A 23,777-nucleotide genomic window follows, 5' to 3' on the forward strand; every position below is an offset into this window, starting at 1 on the left:
GACGGGCGCGCTCTGCCGTGCGTCGCGCCCGGGGCCCTAGCGTTCGGCTCATGCGAGTACTGGTCACCGGCGGTGCCGGGTTCATCGGGTCCCATGTCGTCGAGGCGCTGGCCGCGCGGGGGCACGAGCCGGTCGTGTTCGACCTGCGCGACGGCCTGGACGTGCGCGATGCCGGGGCGGTCGCGGCCACGCTGCCGGGGGTGGACGCCGTGTGTCATCAGGCGGCGATGGTGGGGCTGGGGACGGGATTCGGCGACGCGGTCGAGTATGTCTCGCGCAACGACCTCGGTACGGCGGTGCTGCTCACCGCCATGGCCGACGCGGGCGTACGGCGGCTCGTGCTCGCCGGGTCGATGGTGGTGTACGGGGAAGGGCGGTACGAGTGCGCATGGCACGGGGTGGTGCGGCCGGGGCCCCGGGCGGTCGAGGATCTGGACGCGGGGCGTTTCGAGCCCCGGTGCCCCCGGTGCGGTGAGGAACTGACACCGGGTCTGGTGGGCGAGGACACCCCGGTCGACCCCCGGAACGTGTACGCGACGACCAAGCTGGCCCAGGAGCATCTGGCGGCGGCCTGGGCCCGGTCGACGGGCGGCGGCGCCATGTCGCTGCGCTACCACAACGTGTACGGGCCCGGGATGCCCCGCGACACCCCGTACGCCGGCGTCGCCTCCTTCTTCCGGTCCGCTCTCGCCCGGGGCGAGGCCCCGCGCGTCTTCGAGGACGGCGGGCAGCGGCGGGACTTCGTGCACGTGCGGGATGTGGCGGCGGCCAACGTGGCGGCGCTGGAGGCGAGTTCGCGCGACGGCGCGCTCACCGCCTACAACACCGGCAGCGGCGAACCGCACACCGTCGGCGAGATGGCACGCGCCCTGGCCGCCGCGTACGGCGGGCCCGAGCCCGTGGTGACCGGGGAGTACCGGCTGGGCGACGTACGGCACATCACCGCGGACTCGTCGCGGCTGCGGGCGGAGCTGGGCTGGAAGGCCGAGGTCGGATTCGCGGAGGGAATGCGGGAGTTCGCGGCGGCGCGGTTGAGCGGGGAGTAGCGGTTTTCGCCCCTCCGCCCCTACCCTCCCCCACTCTCGGCTTCGCTCGAGCGGGGGGACCCCCATCGTCCCTGGGGGCTGCCGCCCCCAGACCCTCGCCAAAAGACTGCGCAACCCCCACGCACCCGCAGCCGAAAGGCTGGTACGGGACGGGTGAGGGCGGAGGGGGCGGAGAACTCAGGCCCTGGCCATGGGAAGCGTCACCTCGAAGCGGCAGCCGCCGGGGACGTTGTGGACGGCGGCCTGACCCTGGTGGGCTTCCACGATGCCGCGGACGATCGCGAGGCCCAGGCCCGCGCCGGCGGGAGGCGTGCGCGCGTGCGTACCCCGCCAGCCGGTGTCGAAGACGCGCGGAAGATCCTCTTCGGGGATACCCCCGCAGCCGTCGGTGACGGAGAGGACGACCCCCTCGGACGAGCGTTCCGCCGCCACCGCGACCGTGCCATCGGCAGGCGTACGCCGGATCGCGTTGACGAGCAGATTGCCCAGCACGCGGCTCATTTCCTTGCCGTCGACCTCGACGGGAACCGGCTCGATCCGGTCGCCGACCAGCCGTACGCCGTGCTCGCGGGCCAACGGATCCACGCCCGCGAGGGCATCGCCCACCAGGTCGTACACGGAGATCCGGGAGGGGGAGAGAGCGAGGGTTCCGGCGTGTATGCGGGAGAGCTCGAACAGGTCGCCGACCATGTCGTTGAGGCGCTCGACCTCGGTGCGGATCTGGCGGAGATAGCGGTCGGGGTCGGCGGCGACGCCGTCTTCGAGGGCCTCGGACATGGCCCGGAGCCCCGCGAGGGGAGTGCGCAGGTCGTGCGATATCCACGCGACGAGTTCACGGCGCGAGGTCTCCAGGGCACGTTCGCGGTCGCGGGACTCGGCGAGCTTCGCACTGGTGGCCTCCAACTCACGGCTCAGCGCGGTGAGTTCGGCCGTCGCCGGGCCGTCGGGCGCCGCGAAGTCGCCGCCGTCGCCGAAGGAGCGGGCGGCGAGGGTGAGCGCCCGGCTGCGGGCGACGACCCAGCGGCCCAGCAGCAGCGCGGTGGCCAGCGAGACGACCGCCGCCATCGCGACGACCGTGGTGACGACGGTCAGGTCGTGCGAGGACAGGAACATCGCCCACGCCACGGCCAGCGTCCCCGCGAGCATCGCGGTGACGGCCACGGCGGCGACGACCGCGAGCGACGCGGTCAGCGAGCGACGCCGGATCAGCCAGAGCGCGCCCGCGCCGAGCAGCCCGGCCGCGGCGGCGCCGAGGAAGGCGAACAGGGCGATGAGCAGCATGTCGTGCATGGTCAGACCGCCTCCCGGCAGGGCATGGCATCGAACATCCTCAGACCGCCTCCTCGCCGGGCGTGGCGTCGAAGCGGTAGCCGACGCCCCACACCGTCTGGATCAGGCGGGGTCTGGCCGGGTCGTCCTCGACCTTCCCCCGTAGCCGGCGCACGTGGACCGTGACCGTGGACAGGTCCCCGAAGTCCCAGCCCCAGACATCGCGCATCAGGTCCTCGCGGCTGAAGGCGCGGCCGGGATGCCGGAGGAAGAAGGCGAGGAGGTCGAACTCCCGGATGGTGAGGGCGAGTTCGACGCCCCTCTTGGTGGCGCGGCGCGCGGCCGGGTCGACGGTGAGACCGGCCGTGTACAAGGGGTGCGCGGAGGCGGAGGGACGGGTCCGGCGCAGGACGGACTCCACGCGCAGGACCAGTTCCCTGGGGCTGAACGGCTTGGTGACATAGTCGTCCGCGCCCACCTCCAGGCCCAGGATCCGGTCGTCCTCGTCACCGCGGGCGGTGAGCATGATGACCGGCACGGGCCCTCGCCCGCGCATCCGCCGGCACACCTCCAGGCCGTCCATCCCGGGCAGCATCAGGTCCAGGACCACCAGGTCCGGCCAGTGCGCGGCGGCACGGGCGAGCGCGGCGGGTCCGTCCGCGGCGCGGTCCACGACGTAGCCCGCGCGGTCGAGATAGCCGGAGACGATCTCGGCGACGGTCGGGTCGTCGTCCACGACGAGGACGCGCGTCGTGTCCCCGTACCCGCTTGGGGCGGCTCCGGCATCCGGGGCTTCGTACGGCTGATGCATGCGTCCAGCCTCCCACCGGCCGCAGGTCCGTGCCGACCTCCGACCTGGACGTCCGTGATTCGTAATGAGTCCCGGCGTGCGTGTTCGCGACGAGCCCGACGTCCGTGTTTCGTAAGGACCCGAAGTCCGATATTTACCTTTCGCGTTCGTAGGGTGAAGGCCGTGACTGCCAATCCCGCCTGTCCCCCATCGGACCCGGAAGTCGACGTGGTCCTCCCCTGTCTCAACGAGGCCGAGGCCCTGCCCTGGGTGCTCGCCCGCATCCCGCCGGGCTGGCGCGCGCTGGTCGTGGACAACGGCTCCACGGACGGCTCGGCGGAGCTGGCCCGCGGGCTCGGCGCGACCGTTGTGCGCGAGGCGCGGCGCGGGTTCGGTGCCGCCTGCCATGCCGGGCTGACCGCCGCCACCGCGGACATCGTGTGCTTCTGCGACTGCGACGCCTCGCTCGACCCGGCCCTCCTCGTCCCGTTCGTCCACGAAGTGCGCGACGGTGCGGCCGACCTCGTGCTCGGGCGGCGCCGCCCGCGGGGCCGGAGCGCGTGGCCCGCGCACGCCCGGGCGGGCAATCTCGCGCTGGCGCGGATGCTCCGGCGCCGCACCGGGCTGCGCCTGCACGACCTCGGCCCGCTGCGGGCTGCCCGCCGCGAGCCGCTGCTGGACCTCGGCCTCACCGACCGCCGCAGCGGCTACCCGCTGCAGATGGTCGTCCGGGCCGCCGACGCCGGCTGGCACATCACCGAGCACGACGTTCCGTATCTGCCGCGCACCGGCGCCTCCAAGGTCACCGGCACCTGGCGGGGCACCTGGCAGGCGGTACGGGACATGCGCCGCGTCCTCGCGGAACCGCCGGCGCGCCTCGAGACGCCCGCCCCCTCTCAGGGAGGAACCACCCAGTGACGACTCTCCTCGTCATCGCCAAGGAGCCGCGGCCAGGACGGGTCAAGACCCGGCTCACGCCGCCGTTCACGCCCCGGGAAGCCGCGCTGCTCGCCGAGGCGGCCCTCGTGGACACCCTGCGTACGGTGGCGGCGACGCCCGCGCGGCGTCGCGTGCTGGTGCTCGACGGAGAGCCGGGGGCCTGGCTGCCGCCCGGATTCGACGTCGTACCGCAGTGCGCGGGAGGTCTGGACGAGCGGCTGGCCGCGGCCTTCGCCCACTGCGACGGGCCCGCGCTGCTCATCGGCATGGACACGCCGCAGGTGACGCCCGCGCTGCTCACCGTGGACTTCGCCGACTGCGACGCGTACTTCGGGCCGGCCGAGGACGGGGGGTTCTGGGCGCTGGGGCTCGCGGAGCCCGATCCCGGGCTGCTGCGGGGCGTGCCGATGTCCACGCCGACAACGGGGGCGGTGCAGCGGGAGCGGCTCGTCGCCGCGGGGCTGCTTGTGCGGGATCTGCCGAGGCTGCGGGACGTCGACACCTCCGCCGACGCGGAGGCGGTCGCCGCGGTCGCGCCCGGTGGGCGGTTCGCCGCGGAGCTGGCCCGCGTGCGGGCGGTGAGCCACCGATGAACACGGCACCCGGCGCTCCCGCTGCCGCACAGCGGGTTCTCGCCCCCGCCGCCCCTACCCTTCCCCTCCCCAGGGGCGCCGCCCCTTCGACCCCGCCCGGGGGCTACGCCCCCTGGACCCCCGATCGGCCTCGTCCTCAAACACCGGACGGGCTCGTGGGCACCCCTTGGTCCGCCGACCCCTACTCCGACGCGCTTCGTACCGGCCAGGGTCCCCTCTACCTGCGTCGGCCCGACGGCTGGCTGTTGCCGCTGGAGGTCGAGCGGTGGTGTGCGCGGGCCGACGCGGCCGACTTGGAGGCGCTGCGGCGCTGCGAGGGCACCGTGCTCGACGTGGGATGCGGGCCGGGGCGGCTTGTCGCCGAGCTTGCGGCGCGGGGGTGGGCCGCGCTCGGGATCGATGTCAGTGAGGCCGCCGTCGCGCACACCGTGCGGCTCGGTGGGCAGGCGCTGCAGCGGTCCGTCTTCGAGCCGCTCCCCGGTGAGGGCCGCTGGGACACCGCGCTCCTCATCGACGGCAACGTCGGCATCGGCGGCGACCCGGCCGCCCTGTTGAGGCGCATGTCCCAAGTCCTGGCCCCGGGCGGACTGTTGATCGTCGAGACCGTCCCGGACGTGGACGTCGACGAACGTGTCGACGTCCACGTCGTCCGCGTCACCGGCGCCCACGACGGCGCCGGTGACGTCGGCCCGGCCTTCCCCTGGGCCCGCCTCGGCACCCCGGCCCTGCTGCGGCACGCGACGCGCGCGGGCTGGCGCCCGGACGGTCAGTGGGCGACCGGCGGCCGCTCCTTCGTCGCCCTGCGCAACCGCCGCAACCTCCGTACGAGGAGCAGCGCCGAGCCGCCGAACAGCACCGCCGTGATCAGCAGCCAGCGGGACAGGAAGTCGTCGCCCGAGAGGCCGGTCGCGGACCTGTAGTGGTCCGCCACCTGCCCGCTGATCAGCGGAAACCACACCAGCAGCAGGAGAGCGGAGAGCGCCGCCGGGACCCGGACGTAGACCGTCCGGTCCCGGCGGCCGACCTCGTTCAGCGTCCCCGTGACAGCCCGGTCCGCTCCCGAGTACAGCGGCACCAGCACCAGGTCGTGCAGCACCGCCAGGCCCACGAACCACAGCGCGACCTCGAACCAGTTGTCGCCGAGCAGCCGCACCCCCGCATACCCGGCGAGCGCGAACGAGCAGGCGAACAGCAGGATGTGGAACGGACTGCCCAGCGCGGGCTTTCCGAACGGCCGTCGCATCACAGGTCTCCGAACGTCATCCGGGCCACCCACTTGGTGTTGAGCACACCGGGCGCCGCGGGAACGATGATCCGCGCCGGGTAGCCGTGGTCGGGGGTCAGGTCCTCGCCGTTGACGAACAGGGCGAGCAGGGAGCGCGGGTCGCGCACCTGGTTGTAGCGCAGGGCGGCCCGGCGGAAGGCCCCGTGCCGCTGGAGCGACTCCACCAGCACGTCGGGCGCCGCGCCCTCGTCGTACCCGACGAGCGCCGCCAGGTCCCGCAGCCGCACCCCCCGCCACCACTGGTCGGAGGTCGACCAGCCCTCCACGCAGGCGATGGGCAACGCGGAGCTGTGCAGCGGGAGTCGCAGCAGCTCGGCCCGGCTCAGCCGGACCGTCCGGCCGGGCCCCTCGACGACCAGCCGCCAGGCTTCCTCGCTCGTCTCGCTCGCGCTGATCCCGCGCGAGGCGGCCGTCTTGTTGATCTGGAACCCGGCGGGACCGGAGCCCGGTTCGGGGCCGCCGTGCGGGGCGAGCACGGCCGTCTCCCGCAGCGGCCCGTCGAAGCTGTGCCCCGCCGTCGTGGCGAACAGGAGCAGCGAGCCGCCGCCGACGAACCCGAGGGCTCCGCGACGCGAGACGGTGGGCGGGGCGGGGTCCGGCGCCACCAACTCCCCTCCCTCCTCTTCCCGTTCCCGATGACGCTCGTCTCCCGGACGACGCTCGTCCCTCATATGGCGCAGATTGCGTACCGCCATCGGCACCCGCAGCACCGCGTGCGCCACGAACGCGGCGAAGAACACCCACGCGCCGTAGAAGTGCAGCGGATAGAAGGAGCCGGGGAAGATGTAGTCGAGCTGGACGTTGAGCACGCCCGTCGTGAACTCGAAGAGGGCGCCACCGACCAGCAGGAGCAGCGAGATCCGCTCCAGGGCGTGCGCGAAGGACCGGGCCGGCGGCAGCGTGAACAGCTTCGGCACGACCGACCACAGCTTGGCCAGGAGTACGGGGATCAGCACGACGCCGAGCGTGACGTGGACGCCCTGGGTGAGCCGGTACAGCCAGGACGGGTCGGTCGGCCAGGAGAAGAGGTAGAAGCCGAGCAGGCCCTTGCCCGGGGTCATGTCGTTGACCGGCGACAGGTTCGGATTGTAGGCGGCGTACGACAGGAGACCCGTCACGAACAGCACCGTGATCCCGCCGAGCAGCACGAGGCCCAGCACGGAGGTGAACCAAGGGCCGCGCAGCGGACTGCGCCAGAACGCGGGGGAGGAGGGAGACCGTGGCATGCCCCGACCGTAGGCCGGGAACACCCCCCGAACGGGTCCGCAAACCATGACGAAACTCTGACGTCCACCCCTGCGGAGGCCCTACCGGGCCGCTCCCGGCCTAGCGTGCCGGTGTGAACCGCGATCTTCCCCGCGACCCCCGCGACCTCCGCGACCGTCCCCGCGAACCCAGCGATCTCCCCCGCCACCCCCGGGGCGTTCCCCGCGATCTTCTCCTCGACCTGTCCGCCGCCCTCGCCGCGGCCCTGCTCGTCACGGCTGCCGTCCTGATCGGCAACTCCATCGAGCACCGCGACGGCACACTGCACGTCAACTGGCCGCCGCTGTACGCCCACTGGGAACCGCACGTCGGCCCCGGCACCCCGGCCGCGATCGTGGTGGCCGTCGCCGTCGTCGCGTATGGGCCGCTGCTCGCCGCCCGGCTGCCCTGGCGCGCACTGCTGTTCGCCGCCTGGGGCACCGCCATGGCGTGGACGTACTCCCTCGCGCTGATCGACGGCTGGCAGCGCGGAATCGCCCGGCGGCTGACGACCGAGTACGAGTACCTGCAGGTCATCAGCCCCGTCAACCGCTTCAACGACATCCCGGCCGCTCTGCGGGACTTCACCCACCACATCCTGATCCACTCCCCCGACCACTGGCCCGCGCACGTCGCAGGACATCCCCCCGCGGCCACCCTCACCTTCGTCCTGCTCGACCGGATCGGGCTGGGCGGCGGGGCCTGGGCGGGCGTCTGGTGCATCACCGTCGGGGCGACGGCGGCCGCCGCGGTACTCGTCACCGTACGGACGCTGGCCGGGGAGGCCCTCGCCCGCCGTGCGGCCCCGTTCCTCGTGCTCGCCCCGGCCGCCGTATGGATGGGCACCTCCGCGGACGGGTACTTCGCGGCGGTCGCCGCCTGGGCCGTCGCGTTCCTCGCCCTCGCGGTCACCGGACACCGGCCGCGCGCTACCGGCCTGGCCTCCGGGCTGCTCTTCGGTCTCACCGCGTATCTCTCGTACGGGCTGACGCTGTTCGCGGTGATCGCCTGCGCCGTCCTGCTGCTCGGCCGCCGACGGCTGCGCCCCCTCCCGTACGTCGTCGCCGGACTCGCCGTCGTGCCACTGGTGTTCACGCTGTTCGGCTTCAACTGGTGGGAGGCGTACCGCCTGCTGGTCACCCGCTACTACGAAGGGGCGGGCGGCATCCGGCCGTACGGCTACTGGGTGTGGGCGAACCTCGCGTGCACGGCGCTCATCGTGGGCCCGGCGACGGCGGCGGGCCTGCGCCGGGCGGGCGCGGCCCCCGTACGCAAGGAGGTCCGCGGCTGCCTCCGTACCCCAACGGACAAGGGCCTGCCCGGCCGCGTCCGTACCCCCGCGGCCGAACCCCGGCTGTCGGTACTGGTGTTCGCCGCGCTGCTCGCCCTCCTCGTCGCCGACCTGTCCGGCATGAGCAAGGCGGAGACCGAACGCATCTGGCTTCCGTTCGCGATGTGGCTGCTCCCGGCGTGCGCGTTCCTCCCCCGGCCGCGCGCCTGGCTCACCGCACAGGTCATCCTGGCCCTGCTCCTCAATCACCTGCTGCTGACGGGCTGGTGACCACTCTTCTGGGCCTCGGCCGGGTGGAAGGGGCGGTGAAGGGGCAGCGAGCCCAAGTAGTGCGCAGTACACAGGACATGTGCGCCCCACCACGCCTCGGCACCGTCCACATGCTGGGAATGGGCCGCTCCCGGCGGTCCGTCGCACCAGGCGAGGACTACGCTGCTGTGCAGACGTCCCAGACCCCGGCGGCATGTCGTTGCTGAGCACAGATCGCTGCGGAGAGCGGGCCCCTTCGCCCGTCACCCGGCGCATCCCTGGAGGAAACCGGGTGAGTCCTCGGTCCTGCTGCGCAGGCTGTCGAGTCGGCCGGCACCCGCCTCCGCCGAATGTACGCCGCTGCCGGGAGTGGGCCGAGAGAGACCGGGAATCCGGCGCCATCGGGTCCGCTCCCGGATGGTCTTCCGAACCGAGGCGTCATGCCCTTTCCGCCGCTCAACGTCTACCGTCACGACCGAAGGAAACGGGCACTCATCACGCCGGCCGGTGAGATCGACCTGGCAACCGCCGCTCCAGTCCAGCCGCCCCGGACCGTTCCGCCTGTATCTGTCCTCTCGGGCGGTGTGGTGTGAAGGCCCGGCCGAATAAGGGACAGCCACGGCCGCCTCGTGGCGACGGGCCGTGCGGCGTGGACTCCGCCGCGGACGCGGTGCGGTTGCGTCGGGTGAACCGATGGCTGGTGGAGGACATCCGCGAGGACCTGGGGGATCTGTACGAGGAGTCCTGCGCAACGGGACCCGGTGAGGAATACCGCAGTCCCAGCCGCCAGGACTTCCTGAACCGTCTCGCCGGCGACATCCGCCGGCCGGGGTTCGCCATGGTGATCGCGGAGACGGACAGCCTGGTGGGCTGTGCCTTCGGGTTCCCGGTACACAGCGACGGCTACTGGTGGCTCGGTTTCAAGGGCGTGCTACCACGCAGTATCGAGCGGATCACCGAGTCCGGCAGCGTCTTCGCGATCACCGACATCCTGCTCCGCCCGCACCCGCACGACCAGAAACTGGCCCACCGTCTGCGGGAGCGGCTGCTGACCGACCATCAGGCGTCCCTCGGCGCCACCTTGGTGGATCAGGCCGACCACCCGAACCTCTCCTCGCTCCTCTCCTGGGGATGGCTGGACGTCGGAGAGGTTCGTTCCCCGACGGGTCCCACCACGTTCCGTGCGCTGGTGTTCCCCCTCGGGGAACGAACCGCAGCAAGGCTGGAGGGTCTTACGCACGAAGCCCGGACCGGGTGGCCCGGGTGAAGTCCGACAGCCGCTCGGCCCGGATCCAGGTGCTGATCGCCGAGCAGGCGGCCAGGCGGGGTGCCCGGGTCGGCGTGGTGGATGTGTGCACCGCGGCCGTGGCCACGCTGCCGGTCGGTGGGGCCGGGCTGTCCGTGATGTCGAGGGCCGCGGCGAGCCATCCGCTGTGCAGCACCGACGACGTCAGCGAGCAGTTGGAGGAGCTCCAGCTCACCTTGGGTGAGGGGCCCTGTGTGGATGCCTTCACGCACGGCTCGGCCGTCCTGACGCCAGATCTGCTCACCGGTGAAGTACAGAACCGATGGGCCGTGTTCGCCGATGCGGCCCTGGAGGCCGGGGCACGCGCCGTCTTCGCCTTCCCCCTGCAGATGGGGGCGATCAGCCCGGGAGTTCTGGACCTGTACTCCCACGTCCCGCTCCGGTTGGACGCGGAGGAGCCGGCCGACGCGTTGGCCTTCGCCGATACGGCCACCCGGGTCCTGCTCGACTCCCGGATCGACGAGGAAGAGGTCCTGGCAGGGGGAGTCTCGCTGGACGGGCGTTTCGAGGACCTGGGCGCGTACCGAGCGGAGATCGACCAGGCCGCCGGCATGCTCACGATCCAGCTAGGAGTCGGTATCGAGGAAGCCTTCGTCCGGTTGCGCGCCTACGCCTACGCGCGGGGGCGCCGTCTCTCCGCGGTGGCCGCCGACGTGGTCGCCCGTCGGCTCACGTTCCCCCTGGGCGCGGACACGGATCGAACCGACGATGGAGCCTGACATCTTCGCCGGACCAAGAACCTGGGCCAAGAACCCCAAGAACCCCAAGAACCCGGACAAAGAACCGGGCCGAGAAGTGAGCTGCGTTTCCCGCCCCTTCAGGCCGGGATCAGTCTCGACAGAGGGTGTGCACGATGAATCAGCGACTCCTGGCCAAGACCTTCGTCGAGCTGGCGGACAACCTGGTCGCCGACTTCGACCTGATCGACTTCCTGCGCCTGCTGACCGACCGCTGTGTGGGCATGCTCGGCGCGAGCGCCGCAGGGGTGCTGCTCGCGGACCGTGACGGCGAACTCCGCGTCATGGCCGCCTCCGACGAACAGGTGCGCCTCCTGGAGCTCTTCCAGCTGCAGAGCGACGAAGGGCCCTGCCTGGACTGCTTCCGCACCGGCGCACCGGTGATCGTCGCCGACCTCAGTTTGGAGGCCGACCGCTGGCCGCGCTTCGTCGCGGCGGCCCACCGCGGCGGGTTCGGAGCGGTCCAGGCTCTGCCCATGCGCCTGCGAGACGAGATCGTCGGCGCCCTGAACCTCTTCCGCGCCACCCCGGGCCCCTTCGACCCGGCCGCCACTCCCCTTGCCCAGGCTCTTGCCGACGTCGCCACGATCAGCCTGCTGCAACAACGCTCGATGCACCGCAGCACCGTCCTCAACGAACAACTGCAGACCGCGCTGAACAGCCGCGTCCTGATCGAACAGGCCAAGGGAAAACTCGCCGAACGCCGGGGCATCGACATGGAACAAGCCTTCACCACACTGCGCGGCTACGCCCGGGCGCACAACCGGCGTCTGTCCGATCTGGCCCGCGCCTTCATCGACGACTCAGAACCACTCCCCGGCCTGAGGTCCTGACCGGCGCCCCGGCCTGAGGTCCTGACCGGCGCCCCGGCCTGACAGCAGCGGTTCCCGGGCTGTGGTCGGCGGGCCGGACGGCCGCCGCTGCTGCTCATCGGCGACGGCCGTGGCCGTGGGCGTGGGCGCGAGGATGCGAGACCCCCGCCCGTTTCCTCGCGCACTGCCCTCCGCGGCGGCGGACGGCGCAGCTGGCTTACGGGGTGCCCCCAACAGGCCCGGGAGAGCCGTCAGCGGCGGGCGAGTTACCGTTCGCCCGCCGCGCCGGGCTGGTAGGCCAGGCGGACCTGGCTGTCGGCTGCTCGGCGTGAGCCTCACGACCGGTCGGTGGACGCCCGGCCGATTCATCGGTCACCCGCGGCGCTCGCGGTCCCGCCGGTCCTCGCGGTTCCAGCGCGCTCGGTGCTGACGGCTGTAGCGACGATCCCAGCGGTCCTGACGCTCCCGGCGGTCCCGGTAGTCCTGATACTCACCGAAGTCGGACCCGTCGCTACGGCCCCGGCCTCCGCCACCGCGGCCGTATCGGGTGGCTCCGAAGACCAACACGGCCGCGACCACCCACCACACGGGACTCAGGAAGCCGAAGCCGAACAGGACCACGATCAGGATGAGAAGCAGAACGAACACGGCGGGCCTCCCCGGAGCGGAACACGGCATCGGTAGCCGGGGACTGGGGCCTCTCCCCACAGCGTAGTCCTGCCCGAAGGTTCCAGATACCGTGCGACGCAACCGCGTACTGTCCGGCAGGAACGGCTACTTGACGCCTGCTCAGGACATGCGGCGAAGGAAGGCCGGCGTGGGCCATGCCGCCCCGGCCCCCGGCGACGTCGCACCGCCGTCGCGCTCCATTCGCCCCAGCAGCCCCTTCCCAACCCCCAGACCTCCCCTATGTCGACATCACGTTGACACGGGAAGCGGCCAGGCGTTGACTGCCAGCACGGCGTAGGGCCATGCCACTCCGGATCATTGGGGCGAGGCATTCCACCTTCCCGCTTCGCCAGGACCCCGCGGAATCAGGAAATCCCCGCGATCTGGAGGTTCGGCGATGTTATGGATTCTTCTCCTTCTGCTGATCCTGGTGGTGTTCGGGTTCGGCTTCACGACGCAGATTCTGTGGTGGGCCGCGGCCGTCCTGCTGATCTGCTGGATCGTCGGCTTCACCAAGCGGGGGCACGGCGGCGGCAGTCGCCGCTCCGGCCGCAGCCACAGGTAGTCCACCTTCAACGACGAGGCCGACCATGAGCGTGGGACGAACGGTCAAGAACAAGACGCAGGAAATCAAGGGAAGGATCACTGAAGCCTTCGGCCGGGCCACCCGCAACAGGAAACTGGAGCGGCAGGGCAGGGTCGAACGGGTCTCCGGCAACCTGAAGCAGGCCGGGGAGAAAGCCAGACACGCTTTCAAGCGGTGACCATGACAGCCCCGGGTGGTGCCCACGTCGTGTGGGCACCACCCGGCAGGCGTCAGCGCGGAATGCTCCACGGCTCAATCGGTCGGCTTCCAGGAACAGTTCGTCGTTGATCGCCGCGGAAGACGATCAACGAAACGCGCCCGGCCTACACGACGCACAAGGAAGCGGCACACGATGATGTACGACCAGACACGCGCCCAGCAGCCCCCGGGCCGCCTCCCCGGCCCTGCCGAACGCCGCACCCCGGGCCCGGAGCCGCTGCTCCCGTCGGACGAACGGGACAAGCTCACCCAGCGCCTCCAACACGCCCTCAACACCTTCGCCGACAGCCCGCGTCAGGCGCTGGAAGAGGCCGAGGGCGCATTCGACGAAGCCACCGCCCATCTCGTGAGTACCCTCGCGGACCGGCGGCGTGTCCTCCACGCGGGCTGGCAGGACCAGGACACCGAAACACCGTCGGACGAACTCCGGCACGCACTGAGGCAGTACCGCGAGATCACACAGCGGCTGCTGCGCATGTAAGTTCTTGCCGCTTCACCCAGGTCAGAAAATGGTGCGCCGTGGAGGCGCGTCAGGGATATTCAGCGTCATCGAGGAGCGTGATCCATTCGGGTGACTACGCCGAGCTGACGAATGGATCGCGAAATGCATAGAAGTACTTAATGGGCCGAATGGCGCTGATCACCTGTACCGGACCGGCAGAATGGCCATGAAATTCAAAGCGCGACTCCCTCGGCGGCAACAGCGCCGAGGGCACGTCGGAGCGTGATTCATACGGAAAGAAAATCACCCATGCTCTACATGCGGACACCGAAAGTAAACGTCTGGGGCATGCGCGAGCCTCACGGGCCGCAGTATTATTGATTCCGGGTTGGTTCACTCTCACGTGCAACCGCCCGGAAGGGCGGCTCCGGCGTGTTCACGCCGGAGCCGTTGGCCAAGGGAGCGGGCATGGTCCAGGCAGCCGATATCCGTGAGTGGCGCGGCCGGCAGGTCGTCGACGCGAAGGGGCGCAAGATCGGTGTGCTCGAGGCGATCTATGTGGACACCACCACCGACGAACCGGCCGTGGCCACCGTTCGAACCGGGCTGCCCACCCGCCAGCGCCTGGTCTTCGTCCCCCTCGACAAGGCAATCCTCGGGCCGGACTACCTCAAGGTCTCCTACGCCAAGAGCCTGGTGAAAAGATCCCCTTCGATCGGCACGGACGGCGTCCTGGCCGCCGAGCAGGAGGAAGCGATTTTCCAGCATTACGGCATGGCCTACCAGCCGGGCGCGAACGGCGAACGCCAACTCGCGCGCCGCTGAGCACAGCACCCAGTCCAGCTCAGTCCAACGGAGGCGTTCGGGTGATGGTGATCTTCCTTCTGCTCGTCCTCGTGGCCGTTGTCCTGGGAATCATCGGCGTGGCAGCCGAGGGCCTGCGCTATCTGCTCATCATCGGCATCGTGCTCCTCGCGGCCGATGTGGCCATCGCCTCCGTCCGATGGTCCCGGCGTGCCGGCCGTCGTCCCCTCCGCTGACTGCGGGCAACGGGCGGCCGGGGTGCGGCATGCCTTTGAACTCGCGCCACGGTAACGGTCCGTTGAACTCGCGCCACGGTAACGGTCCGTCGGGCCCTGGCCAGGAGTAGCCTGGGCTTACCGAGACCATTTCGCACACCGGCCTTCACGCTCGTGTCGCTCTCGGCGAGTCACAACACCGGGCCGGTCATGACCGGCCCGGGGCGAGGTCCGCGTCATGACCGCAACCACGTTCCACGAACCCGCGGTCGAAGACCGGACCTTCTCTTCTTCGCCGCTTCTCCGGCTCCAGCTGGCGCCGACCGGCACTGTCCCGGCCTTGATCGACGGTGCATGGTGGCCACGCTCTCGCGATCTGATGGCTGAGCTTCCCGCGCTCACCGCAGTTTTGGACCGGCTGTGGGGGCGGATCACTCACGTCACCGTGAACCCCACGTTCTGGCCGGTCATCCCACGCAAGGTTCCCGTCCAGGGCCATGTGGTGAAGGTCGGCTGGTTCAAGGCCGAGCAGGACCCGCACAAGCTGCTCCTGTTCTCCTACACCGCGGACCGCTGGGACCTGCTGGTGATCCCACCCGAGACCAGCGCCGTCACAGCCGCCCGGCTGATGTCCACGGCGACGGATCCGTCACGCAGTCTCACCGCGAGCGGCCTGATCCAGGAGGCAGAGTTCTTCCGGGTCGCGGCCGAGGCCGACTGGGACTCGACCCGGGAGACGGTCTGGGACTCCGAAGGCGGGCATGACGCCCGTCGCACGCCCTCTCGGGGCCCTGCCGGGGCCGTCATCGAGCACGGGCCGATTTCGGCGCAAGGAGTGTGACAGGCATGGAGACCTTCACGACCGTCATCGTGCTCCTGGCGATGATCGCCCTGGGCGCATTCGCGATTCAGCTGTTCACCACGAGCCACGACGATCGCATCGCGACCCTGCCCTCCGTCCGGTCCCGCCCGCCGGACAAGGGTCCGCGGCGAACCACCGCGGCACGCACCGCGATGAGTGGACTGCGGCGGCTCCGGCCGTGGCGTCGCACCGAGAAATGAGCTCTGCGGACGTGCCGTCTCGCCGTCGGATCCCTGCAACTACAGCTGTCAGGGCGTGTTCCGACCTTCCCGGCTCGTCTGAGAGTCTTCCGTGGTGATCGGTCGGGCTCGATCGGTACCGGTGTCGATGAGGATCTGTTCGGCCTGCGTGAGGTTGTCGGCATGGACGGCTTGGGCCATCGCGGCGCGCGCCGCGTCGCGTGTGGCGTGCGGCGGGACCACAAGCAGGGAGAAGTGGTCCTGATCGCCCCGGGTGATGAGGACGGTGTCGTCGCCGACCGGGTAGGAGTCGATGTGCACGACGCGGCCGTCGATGATCAATCTCGTCGGCATCTCTTCCCAGGAACTGGAGTCCAGACCGACGCGCGTGACCGGCCCAAGGTGCTCGGTCAGCGCGGCGATCAGGCCGGGAAGCTCGGCACCGATGTCGCGGGAACGCGGCCACCACGCACCGTCGAGAATCCCCTGACGGTCGTGTGTCGTCTCCAGACGCAGAAAGGCCGTCCCGGGTTTGACGGCTTCGTGGACGGCGTCCGGCAGAAGCTTCGTCACGCGTGGAGAGTCGGAGTGGGACATCGCGCTGGCCTGTCTGCGGGGATTTCGGTAGCTCACAGCTCGCGTGCGGCGACGGCGGTGTGGCTGCCGGGGAAACCACAGGGGCTTCCTTATGTCACGGTACTCCTCACTTCTCCCACGGCCGGGACTCGCCCGCTCGCCGCAGGCCCACCCTGATCGCCGATGCCGTAAGGCCTTCTCCTCGCCGGGCCGGTCGGTCCGGAGCGACGGGCTCACCCCCACCACCACGTCGGCCTGACGAACGAGGTCACCATGGAGCCACTGGAAACTTCCTCGGCCGGGCGACGAGCAAAGCCTGACCGCTGCGGCGATGGCGTCACGCACGGAGGTGAGCCACCACCGCTCGCACGACCGCTCCTGCACAGCGTGGCAGGGCACTCGTCGCAGGCGTGATGGGGAGCGTTCGCAGGCGTGCTGGGCAGCGTTCGGAACCGGTGCCTCGCCCCGGTTCGTTCGACGTCCCGGGGGAGTAGCTTGGAGGCATCGAGAGTATTTCGCACACCGGCCTCCAAGTCGGTGTCGTTCTCGGCGAGTGACGACACCGGGCCGCTGCCCACGGGCGGCCGCCGGGAGACAGGTTCGCGCGATGTCCGCGACCACCGACCATGCCCCGCTGCGGATCGTGCCCTTCAGGGTTCCGACCGCCCGCCTCGCACTGAAGCCCGTGAGCACGCCCCGAGGGCTTCTGGACGGCGCCTGGTGGCCCCGATCCCGAGACCTGACACACGAACTCTCCGCTCTGGCCGACGTGCTCGATCCCCTGTGGGGACGGATCACCCGGATCGCCGTCAACCCGACGTACTGGCCGGTCATTCCGAGCAGAGTGTCCGTCAACGGTCATGCGGTGAAGGTCGGTTGGTTCACGACCGAGCTGGACCCGCACAAGATCCTCCTGCTGTCGTACACCGCGGGCCGCTGGGACCTGCTGGTGATACCGCCGGAAACCAGCGCCCCGGCAGCCGCACGCCTGATGGCAGCCGCGAGCGAGAGCACCGGCCCCCCGAGGACCGCGAGCGCGCTCATGGCGGCGGAACCGGCCCTCCACGGCCGCTCCGTGGCCGGCCGGGACCAGGATTCCGCGGAGACCTGGGAGGACGAGGGTGCCGCCCCGTCCTACCCGGCCGCTGCCTCCCGGCAGAGCCGCCTGCTCATAGGGATGTGAGCGTCATGGTCACCGCCGTGGCCTTCAGTGCCCTGCTGATCCTGACTGTTGCGGCAACGCGTGCGATCCATCGGCTCGACGCACAGCACGCGGAGCGCATCGCTCTCCACTCGTACGGCGGCCCGTCGACCGAGCAGAGGCATCCTGGGCAAGCCGCCGGACAGCCACGTCCCGGGCTCGTCGCGCAACCCACCACGGTCCGTCCCCGGCGCGACAACCGGGACGGCGGCCGCGGCCGACCGCACCCCCGACGCCGGCACAGTCGCCGCTAGGGCCTGTCGTCGAACCGGCGTGGTCGGCCCGGAGGCCGGGCCCCGCGGCCGCCGACGTCTCCTTCACCGCGCACCTCGGCTCGACGTACAAGAACCGCACGGTCGAGATCTGGGCGAACCCCTACGGCGCCGACAAGCCCAACACGCTGCTGAAGACCGGCACGGTCGACTCCAGCGGCAACATCTCCGTGACGGTGATCATGACGCGGGACACCGACGTCACCGCGGTCTTCAAGGGAGACGCCCGTTACGCGCCAAAGACGGTGAAGTCCACGGCGTACGCCAGGGTGAAGATCTCCACCGCCGTCTCCAAGTACTACAAGACGGCCTACATCGGCTCGACGTCGTACTACTGGTTCCACTAGAGCACCGCCCCGCTGCTCACCACGACCATGACGTACTACAAGGGCCGTAAGCAGCGCTTCGACCTGCAGGTCTACTCGGGCGGCACGTGGCACTACGACGACCCGCAGTACTTCCCGATCGGCACGGACAGGAAGTCGGCCGTGTCCCTGGACGCGCCGGGGCAGTCCGGCATCAAGGCCCGCGTCCGGTCGGTGTACGTCAACGGGTCGTCCGGCGACACCGTGAACACGACGACGTACGGTCCCTGGAAGTACCTGTACTTCTCCAACTAGCCGTCCCCGCAGGCCGCCCGCCCGCGCCTCACCCGACCCGGTGACGCGCGGGCGGCTCGCTTCGGCCGGTCGACACGCTCACGAGCCGACCCGGACTCCGGGCGCGGGGGCCATGATCCGCATACGCTCGACGGGCACACGCGCCGAGGGGCTACGGAGGTCCGCAGATGCTCGCGTCCTGGTACGACCGGCAGGGCCCGGCGGCCGACGTGCTCCAGGTCGGCGAGCTGCCCGACCCCGAGCCCGGCCCCGGCGAGGTCCGCGTCCGTGTCACCGTGTCGGGAGTCAACCCCGGCGACACCAAGAAGCGGCGCGGCTGGCTCGGTTCGTCGATGCCCTTCCCCCGGGTGATCCCGCACAGCGATGCGGCCGGTGTCGTCGACGCCGTCGGCGAGGGAGTCGACGCACACCGCATCGGGCAGCGGGTGTGGGTGTACGGAGCCCAGTCCTACCGGCCGTTCGGTACCGCGGCCCAGTACACCGTGGTTCCCGCCCCGCAAGCCGTGCCCCTGCCCGAGCACCTGAGCGACGAACTCGGCGCGAGTCTGGGCATCCCCGGGATCACCGCGCACCGGACGGTGTTCAGTGACGGCCCGGTCGACGGCAGGACCGTGCTGGTGCACGGCGTACTCGGCGGCGTCGGCTCACTGGCCGCGCAGCTCGCCCGCTGGGGCGGTGCGACGGTGATCGCCACCGTGCGGCGCGGCGAGGACCTGGAACGCGTCGACCCCGCCGTGGTGTCCCACGCCGTCGCCCTCGACCGGGACGACCCGGCCGAGGCCATCCGCGCGTACGCGCCCGACGGGGTGCACCGCGTCGTCGAGGTGGCCCTGTCCGACAACGCCGACCTGGACACCGCGGTCGTCGCGAACGACGCGGTCGTCGCGGCCTACGCCACCCGCGACGACCGGCCCCGACTTCCCTTCTGGCCGCTGCTGTTCCGCAACGTGACCCTGCGTCTGCTGGGCAGCGACGACTTCCCCGCCGAGGCGAAACGACAGGCCGCCCGCGACCTCACCGCCGCGGCCGCCGCCGGCGCCCTCACCGTCGACGTCGGCGACCGCTACCCGCTGGACGAGATCGCCCGCGGCCACGACCGCGTCGACGCCGGCGGCCGCGGCCGCGTCCTGGTCACCGTCCCCTAGGCGACCGGCATCTCTCGTACGTCCTCGACCGGGGCGTCAGCGGGCGAGGGACCCGGCGTCCCCCATGACGATCACCGGGTGCCGGGCGGGATCGAGGGTGCGCAGCAGTTCCTTCATGTGCTCCTGCGCCAGGCTCACGCAGCCGTGCGTGGGGCCGCCGTGGTCGACGTGCAGCCAGATGCCGCCGCCCTTGCCCGCGCCGAGTGGGCGGGTCCAGTCGAGGGGGGAGGTGCCGGGCTCGTGGTTGTAGTTGATCGCGACGACGTAGTCGAAGGAGCCCGCGAGCGGCTCGCCCTCGAAACCCGTGCCGCCGATGGCGAAGCCCCCCGACCGGTCGTACGGCAGCTTGGTGCCGGGATCGGCCCGCAGCCCACCGGCGTCGGTGAGGCCGAACACGCCGATGGGCGAGCGGAGATCACCGGCGTGGTGGTCGTCCGTCCATCCCTTGAGGGCGTTGTGGGCCGGCCAGGCGGCTCCCGGCTGCCAACCATCGCTGGTACGCCGGTACAGCACCACCTGCGCTATCGGGGAGTCCTTGCCCCGGCCGGTGACCAGGACGACTTGCCGTGCGTTCTCGGGTATCCCGCCCAGCGTCGCGGGGCCCAGCCCCGGGAGAGGGGCGGGGACGGACGCGGCGGACGCCTGGGTGTCCACGGAGGATTGCCGGGGCATGGCTTGCGTCGTGGCGGGGGCGCCGAGGACTCCAGGGGCCGATTCGGCGGCCCCGGCGCCCGCGCACCCGACGAGCGCCACGGACAGGACCAGGGCTGCGGCCGACATCCCCACGGGGACCGGGCGACTGGTTGATGAAGCCATGATCGGCAGCCTGGACGAGACCTGTGAGGAACTGGTCAGCTCCGTCGCACGAGGTCGGACGAGGGCCAACAAGTCCGCTCACGCTCCCGATCGGCTTCCGCCCCCGAACCGCCAGGAACCGGTCGGGTACAGCCCCGCCGGTCATCACCTCGACGCATACCCGAAGCGGCACGACCGGCTGCCTCGCACGGCAGTACGCTGGCCGCACGGCAGCCCGTGACCCCGGCCCTCTCCGTGCAGTCCCGCTCCGCGCAACAGAGGCCCTGCGCAAGGCGAAAGCCACCCCACAGACCTAGGAGATGGGTCGTATGGGCCCGCATCCCGACCTGTTCGACGAGTGCCGCGTGGTCCGCGCCGACGGCGAGCTGGACCTGACGACCGCCCCGGCGTTCACCCACGCGCTGGAGGACGCCCGCCAAGGCACCGGCCGCCTGTACCTCATCGTCGATCTGAGCGGCGTGACGTTCATGGACGGCAGCGTCCTGGCGCCGCTGTGCGCGGCGTGGGAGGACTGCCACGAGCGGCTCGGATGGGTGCGCGTCGTGCACACCCGGCCGGGCACAGGTCTCGTGTTCCAGGCCGGCGGCGTGCTGGAGCGCTTCCCCCGGTACGCGAGTGCCCAGGACGCCTGGCACGACGTACCCGCGGACGGCGCGGCGGCCGACCGACCCGCGTGATGTGTGACGTCTGTCCGGGATCTTGCCCTCTCCGGTGCGCAGATCGGTGCGGCATATGGCGCCGTTGGCGCGCGAGCCCATATAGGCGTACAGCCTTCAGCCGATGGTGATTCCCAGAGCCCCAAGGCGGGGTCTGGGGCGGAGCCCCACGACAGAGTCCCAGAACGCGCTGAACACGAAGGCCCGTACGGGCGGCCGATACGGCGGCCGAGCCCACGACCGCCGCGGCCGTCATGAAACGTCGAGCCCTCAGCCCTGGGCGGAGGCCTTCTTGATCGCCTCGCGGATCCGGGAGTAGGTACCGCAGCGGCAGACGTTCTCGATGCGGTCGATGTCGGCGTCCGTCGGGCTGGACGTCTTCTTGAGGAGGGCCGCCGCGGCCATGATCTGCCCGGGCTGGCAGAAGCCGCACTGGGCGACATCGCAGTCGATCCAGGCCTGTTGGACCGGGTGCAGCGTGTCGCCGTCGGCCAGGCCCTCGATGGTGGTGACCTTGCGTCCCGCGCAGTCCTCGACCGGGACGACGCAGGGCTGGATCTCTGCCCCGTCGAGATGGCTGGTGCAGGCACGGCAGACGCCGACCCCGCAGCCGTACTTGGGACCCGTGACGTCCAGCATGTCGCGCAGGACCCACAGCAGCGGCATGTCGGCCGGCGCCTGGACGGTGACCGGCTTCCCGTTGAGCAGGAACGAGTAGGAGGGCATCGGCACCGTCTCAGAAGTTGATCGGGAATCGGCGGGGGCGGGTACCCGTCGCGCGGGCGTAGGCGTTGGCGACGGCGCCCGCAGCCGCGGGGACGCCGAGTTCGCCCGCCCCGCCGGGGTTCCGCCGGGAGGGCATGATGTGCGCCTCGAAGTGCAGCGGAGCGTGCCGCTGGCGGGCGTAGTGGAAGTCGGCGAAGCTGCCCTCGCGGACGGCGCCCCGGTCGATGTGCAGGCCCGCTTGCAGCACGGTGGAGATGCCGTCGGCGGCGGTGCCCATGAGCTGGGCCTCAAGGCCGCGCGGATTGACGGCCGTTCCGACGTCGGCCGCCATCACCACCTTGGTCACCCGGGGCCTCTTCGGGTCGGTGGCGTCGATCTCGACCAGGCAGGCCACGCAGGAGCCGTACTCCTCGTGGACGGCCACGCCCTGGGCCTGACCGGCCGGCAGGGTCCGGCCCCAGTTCCCGGCGCTCGCGACCTTGTCGAGCACGGCCCTGACCGTCTTGCTCCTGAGCGTCGTACGCCGGAACGCCACCGGATCCTGGCCCAGGCTCCCCGCGACCTCGTCGACGACGATCTCCTCCGCGGTGCGCATCGTCCCGGAGTCCACCGAACGCCAGGCGCCGAGGGGCATCGCCAGCTCCACCCCGCCCGAGTCCCCGGAGACCCGTCCGAAGTTGTACAGGCCGCTGTCGCTGGGCAGCGGGCCCGCCGCCCGGGAGCCGGAAACCACGCCGCTGACCCCGCCCTGGGCGGCTGGGCCCTCCTGCCCATAGGCCTCGTTCACCGAGGCCATCATGTGGGTGAAGGCCACCACCCTGCCGCCCGCGTGGCTGGCGCGGATCCGGTGGTGACTGGCCGGGCGCATCCTGCCGTGCCGGATATCGTCGTTGCGGCTCCACATCAGCTTCACCGGCCGGTGCGCCGCCTTGGAGATCAGGGCCGCCTCGATCGCCGCGTCGAAGTTCAGCCGCCGTCCGAACGAGCCACCGCCCCGCGTGACATGGACCCGTACCTTCGACGCCGGCAGCCCCACCGCCGAGGCGATGCTGTCGCGCGCGTCCATCGGCGTCTGGGAGGAGAACCAGAGCTCGGCACGGTCGGCGCGCACGTCCGCGACCGCGGTCAGCACCTCCATCGGGGCATGGCTGACGAACGCGAACTCGAACTCGCCCGTCACCTGCCTCGTTCCGAGCAGTGGCGTCCCGAGCGGCGGAACCGCGGCCCGCAGCCGGGACCGGATGGCCGCGTCGGACAGGGCCGCGAGCGGACCCGGGGCCCAGGTGATCCGCAGGGCATCCCTCGCCTTGAAGGCGTGGTGGAAGGATTCCGCCACCACGGCGACACCACCGGCGATCCTGACGACCGCGTGGACGCCCGGCAGGGCGCGGGCCGCCCGGTCGTCGACCGAGACCACCTTCCCGCCGAGCATCGGCGGCCGCGCCACCACGGTCGGCTTCGCTCCGGCCACCGCCAGGTCCCCGGCGTACTTCGCCCTACCGGTGACGATGTCCCGCGCGTCGATCCGCGTCGTCGGCCGCCCGATCACCCGGTGCTCGGACGTCGGCTTGGGCCTGGTCGACACGGCGGGCCGCTGGATCCGGGCGGCGCTCTCGGTGAGTGACCCGAAGGTGGCCGTACGCCCGTCGGGGGCGATCACCATCGTGTCCCGGGTACGCAGCAGCCGCGGCGACAGATGCCAGCGCCGCGCGGCCGCCGTCACCAGCTTGGCGCGCGCGGTCGCGGCCAGCTCGCGGGCGGGGCCGTACAGCGAACCGACCGAGTTCGAACCGCCGGTGTACTGGTTCCCCTTGGTCCGGGCCTCGGCGAGCGGGATGTCGACGTCGGCGAGCCGGGCGTCCAGCTCCTCGGCGATCATCATGGCGACCGCGGTCGTGATGCCCTGGCCGACCTCGACGCGCGGCAGCCGTACGACCACCCTGTTGGCCGCGGTGACCTCCAGGACCAGCATCTCCTCGTCGGTGCCGGTCACCAGGACGTCGGACGGGGTGCGGACGCCCGCCGCGGTGGGCTCGACACCCTCCGCCGAGGATCCGTCGCAGCCGAGCGGCGCCGCGACGGTCAGGGTGGACGCCGCCAGCGTGTAGACCATGAACCTGCGGCGGGACAACTGACGGTCCACCAGACAGTCCTCTCCGTGCACCGGGTTGGTTCGACTGTTATCTAGGAGGGGCCAGTCCTCTTCCGGGTTGCGTACCCGGAGAGT

28 protein-coding genes are annotated in these 23,777 nt (G+C 71.3%); 20 read left to right on the forward strand and 8 right to left on the reverse strand.

Annotated elements, in window-relative coordinates; genetic code table 11:
- Nucleotides 1-50: 50 nt before the first annotated feature.
- The gene (locus ACZ4RZ_RS32985; protein WP_467750207.1) at nucleotides 51-1,046 is read left to right on the forward strand and encodes an NAD-dependent epimerase/dehydratase family protein; all 996 of its coding nucleotides are present in this window, start codon (nucleotides 51-53) and stop codon (nucleotides 1,044-1,046) included.
- A 177-nt stretch (nucleotides 1,047-1,223) separates the two neighbouring features.
- Here the strand turns inward: ACZ4RZ_RS32985 and ACZ4RZ_RS32990 are convergent, their stop codons facing one another.
- Nucleotides 1,224-2,336 carry a sensor histidine kinase gene (locus ACZ4RZ_RS32990; RefSeq protein WP_467750209.1) on the reverse strand — a complete coding sequence of 371 codons (1,113 nt, stop codon included), beginning with the start codon at nucleotides 2,334-2,336 and terminating at the stop codon, nucleotides 1,224-1,226.
- 40 nt (nucleotides 2,337-2,376) lie between these two features.
- Nucleotides 2,377-3,126: a response regulator transcription factor gene (locus ACZ4RZ_RS32995; protein WP_467750211.1), complete on the reverse strand. Its 750-nt coding sequence runs from the start codon at nucleotides 3,124-3,126 to the stop codon at nucleotides 2,377-2,379.
- Between the two features lie 153 nt (nucleotides 3,127-3,279).
- Between ACZ4RZ_RS32995 and ACZ4RZ_RS33000 the strand changes: the two genes are divergently transcribed.
- From ACZ4RZ_RS33000 to ACZ4RZ_RS33010, 3 genes are all read left to right on the forward strand, one after another.
- Nucleotides 3,280-4,023, forward strand: a complete 744-nt coding sequence (locus ACZ4RZ_RS33000) for a glycosyltransferase family 2 protein (protein ID WP_467750212.1) — start codon at nucleotides 3,280-3,282, stop codon at nucleotides 4,021-4,023.
- Nucleotides 4,020-4,637 carry a TIGR04282 family arsenosugar biosynthesis glycosyltransferase gene (locus ACZ4RZ_RS33005; RefSeq protein ID WP_467750214.1) on the forward strand — a complete coding sequence of 206 codons (618 nt, stop codon included), beginning with the start codon at nucleotides 4,020-4,022 and terminating at the stop codon, nucleotides 4,635-4,637. Before ACZ4RZ_RS33000 ends, ACZ4RZ_RS33005 begins: the two co-directional genes overlap by 4 nt.
- Before the next feature lie 155 nt (nucleotides 4,638-4,792).
- Complete coding sequence (locus tag ACZ4RZ_RS33010; RefSeq protein ID WP_467750216.1) at nucleotides 4,793-5,557, forward strand: class I SAM-dependent methyltransferase; 765 nt, start codon at nucleotides 4,793-4,795, stop codon at nucleotides 5,555-5,557.
- A gap of 322 nt (nucleotides 5,558-5,879) precedes the next feature.
- Here ACZ4RZ_RS33010 and ACZ4RZ_RS33015 read toward each other — a convergent pair whose 3' ends face one another.
- Nucleotides 5,880-7,148 (reverse strand): molybdopterin-dependent oxidoreductase, encoded by a 1,269-nt coding sequence (locus ACZ4RZ_RS33015; RefSeq protein WP_467750217.1) that lies wholly within the window; start codon nucleotides 7,146-7,148, stop codon nucleotides 5,880-5,882.
- A 113-nt stretch (nucleotides 7,149-7,261) separates the two neighbouring features.
- Between ACZ4RZ_RS33015 and ACZ4RZ_RS33020 the strand changes: the two genes are divergently transcribed.
- The 4 genes from ACZ4RZ_RS33020 (at nucleotide 7,262) to ACZ4RZ_RS33035 (ending at nucleotide 11,583) form a co-directional block, all read left to right on the forward strand.
- Nucleotides 7,262-8,728, forward strand: a complete 1,467-nt coding sequence (locus ACZ4RZ_RS33020) for a hypothetical protein (RefSeq protein WP_467750219.1) — start codon at nucleotides 7,262-7,264, stop codon at nucleotides 8,726-8,728.
- 628 nt (nucleotides 8,729-9,356) lie between these two features.
- Entirely contained in the window at nucleotides 9,357-9,974 is a 618-nt protein-coding gene (locus ACZ4RZ_RS33025; RefSeq protein WP_467750221.1) for a hypothetical protein, read from the forward strand.
- Nucleotides 9,971-10,732, forward strand: coding sequence for an ANTAR domain-containing protein (locus ACZ4RZ_RS33030; RefSeq protein WP_467750223.1), 762 nt, complete (start codon nucleotides 9,971-9,973; stop codon nucleotides 10,730-10,732). The genes ACZ4RZ_RS33025 and ACZ4RZ_RS33030 overlap by 4 nt, the downstream gene beginning before the upstream one ends.
- 134 nt (nucleotides 10,733-10,866) lie before the next feature.
- On the forward strand, nucleotides 10,867-11,583 hold the full coding sequence (locus ACZ4RZ_RS33035; RefSeq protein ID WP_467750225.1) for an ANTAR domain-containing protein: 717 nt from the start codon (nucleotides 10,867-10,869) through the stop codon (nucleotides 11,581-11,583).
- Nucleotides 11,584-11,934: 351 nt separating this feature from the next.
- On the opposite strand, the gene ACZ4RZ_RS33040 is transcribed toward ACZ4RZ_RS33035, so the two are convergent.
- Nucleotides 11,935-12,210, reverse strand: coding sequence for a hypothetical protein (locus ACZ4RZ_RS33040; protein WP_467750226.1), 276 nt, complete (start codon nucleotides 12,208-12,210; stop codon nucleotides 11,935-11,937).
- A 418-nt stretch (nucleotides 12,211-12,628) separates the two neighbouring features.
- Between ACZ4RZ_RS33040 and ACZ4RZ_RS33045 the strand changes: the two genes are divergently transcribed.
- The 7 genes from ACZ4RZ_RS33045 to ACZ4RZ_RS33075 all read left to right on the forward strand — a co-directional run bounded on the left by ACZ4RZ_RS33045 (nucleotide 12,629) and on the right by ACZ4RZ_RS33075 (nucleotide 15,559).
- The gene (locus ACZ4RZ_RS33045; protein WP_467750227.1) at nucleotides 12,629-12,796 is read left to right on the forward strand and encodes a hydrophobic protein; all 168 of its coding nucleotides are present in this window, start codon (nucleotides 12,629-12,631) and stop codon (nucleotides 12,794-12,796) included.
- A 25-nt stretch (nucleotides 12,797-12,821) separates the two neighbouring features.
- Nucleotides 12,822-12,995: a CsbD family protein gene (locus ACZ4RZ_RS33050; RefSeq protein ID WP_369247934.1), complete on the forward strand. Its 174-nt coding sequence runs from the start codon at nucleotides 12,822-12,824 to the stop codon at nucleotides 12,993-12,995.
- A 174-nt stretch (nucleotides 12,996-13,169) separates the two neighbouring features.
- On the forward strand, nucleotides 13,170-13,517 hold the full coding sequence (locus ACZ4RZ_RS33055) for a hypothetical protein (RefSeq protein ID WP_467750229.1): 348 nt from the start codon (nucleotides 13,170-13,172) through the stop codon (nucleotides 13,515-13,517).
- Nucleotides 13,518-13,946: 429 nt separating this feature from the next.
- The gene (locus ACZ4RZ_RS33060; RefSeq protein WP_467750231.1) at nucleotides 13,947-14,303 is read left to right on the forward strand and encodes a PRC-barrel domain-containing protein; all 357 of its coding nucleotides are present in this window, start codon (nucleotides 13,947-13,949) and stop codon (nucleotides 14,301-14,303) included.
- Nucleotides 14,304-14,347: 44 nt separating this feature from the next.
- A complete protein-coding gene (locus ACZ4RZ_RS33065; protein ID WP_467750233.1) occupies nucleotides 14,348-14,518 on the forward strand; it encodes a hypothetical protein in 171 nt (56 codons plus the stop codon).
- A gap of 217 nt (nucleotides 14,519-14,735) precedes the next feature.
- Nucleotides 14,736-15,338, forward strand: coding sequence for a DUF5994 family protein (locus ACZ4RZ_RS33070; protein ID WP_467750235.1), 603 nt, complete (start codon nucleotides 14,736-14,738; stop codon nucleotides 15,336-15,338).
- Between the two features lie 5 nt (nucleotides 15,339-15,343).
- Entirely contained in the window at nucleotides 15,344-15,559 is a 216-nt protein-coding gene (locus ACZ4RZ_RS33075; protein WP_467750237.1) for a hypothetical protein, read from the forward strand.
- Nucleotides 15,560-15,607: 48 nt separating this feature from the next.
- On the opposite strand, the gene ACZ4RZ_RS33080 is transcribed toward ACZ4RZ_RS33075, so the two are convergent.
- Nucleotides 15,608-16,135, reverse strand: a complete 528-nt coding sequence (locus ACZ4RZ_RS33080) for a DUF5994 family protein (protein ID WP_467750239.1) — start codon at nucleotides 16,133-16,135, stop codon at nucleotides 15,608-15,610.
- A 586-nt stretch (nucleotides 16,136-16,721) separates the two neighbouring features.
- Between ACZ4RZ_RS33080 and ACZ4RZ_RS33085 the strand changes: the two genes are divergently transcribed.
- The 4 genes from ACZ4RZ_RS33085 (at nucleotide 16,722) to ACZ4RZ_RS33100 (ending at nucleotide 19,352) form a co-directional block, all read left to right on the forward strand.
- Complete coding sequence (locus tag ACZ4RZ_RS33085) at nucleotides 16,722-17,297, forward strand: DUF5994 family protein (protein WP_467750241.1); 576 nt, start codon at nucleotides 16,722-16,724, stop codon at nucleotides 17,295-17,297.
- Nucleotides 17,298-17,769: 472 nt separating this feature from the next.
- Complete coding sequence (locus ACZ4RZ_RS33090) at nucleotides 17,770-17,934, forward strand: hypothetical protein (RefSeq protein ID WP_467750243.1); 165 nt, start codon at nucleotides 17,770-17,772, stop codon at nucleotides 17,932-17,934.
- 27 nt (nucleotides 17,935-17,961) lie between these two features.
- Nucleotides 17,962-18,207, forward strand: coding sequence for a hypothetical protein (locus tag ACZ4RZ_RS33095; RefSeq protein ID WP_467750244.1), 246 nt, complete (start codon nucleotides 17,962-17,964; stop codon nucleotides 18,205-18,207).
- 167 nt (nucleotides 18,208-18,374) lie between these two features.
- Entirely contained in the window at nucleotides 18,375-19,352 is a 978-nt protein-coding gene (locus ACZ4RZ_RS33100) for an NADPH:quinone reductase (protein WP_467750246.1), read from the forward strand.
- Nucleotides 19,353-19,388: 36 nt separating this feature from the next.
- On the opposite strand, the gene ACZ4RZ_RS33105 is transcribed toward ACZ4RZ_RS33100, so the two are convergent.
- Nucleotides 19,389-20,168: a L,D-transpeptidase family protein gene (locus ACZ4RZ_RS33105; protein ID WP_467750248.1), complete on the reverse strand. Its 780-nt coding sequence runs from the start codon at nucleotides 20,166-20,168 to the stop codon at nucleotides 19,389-19,391.
- A gap of 308 nt (nucleotides 20,169-20,476) precedes the next feature.
- Between ACZ4RZ_RS33105 and ACZ4RZ_RS33110 the strand changes: the two genes are divergently transcribed.
- Nucleotides 20,477-20,845, forward strand: coding sequence for an STAS domain-containing protein (locus ACZ4RZ_RS33110; protein ID WP_467750249.1), 369 nt, complete (start codon nucleotides 20,477-20,479; stop codon nucleotides 20,843-20,845).
- Nucleotides 20,846-21,094: 249 nt separating this feature from the next.
- On the opposite strand, the gene ACZ4RZ_RS33115 is transcribed toward ACZ4RZ_RS33110, so the two are convergent.
- On the reverse strand, nucleotides 21,095-21,550 hold the full coding sequence (locus tag ACZ4RZ_RS33115) for a (2Fe-2S)-binding protein (RefSeq protein WP_467750251.1): 456 nt from the start codon (nucleotides 21,548-21,550) through the stop codon (nucleotides 21,095-21,097).
- Between the two features lie 10 nt (nucleotides 21,551-21,560).
- Nucleotides 21,561-23,663: a xanthine dehydrogenase family protein molybdopterin-binding subunit gene (locus ACZ4RZ_RS33120; protein ID WP_467750455.1), complete on the reverse strand. Its 2,103-nt coding sequence runs from the start codon at nucleotides 23,661-23,663 to the stop codon at nucleotides 21,561-21,563.
- Between the last annotated feature and the right edge of the window lie 114 nt (nucleotides 23,664-23,777).

Source organism: Streptomyces sp. NPDC027189 (assembly GCF_055566975.1).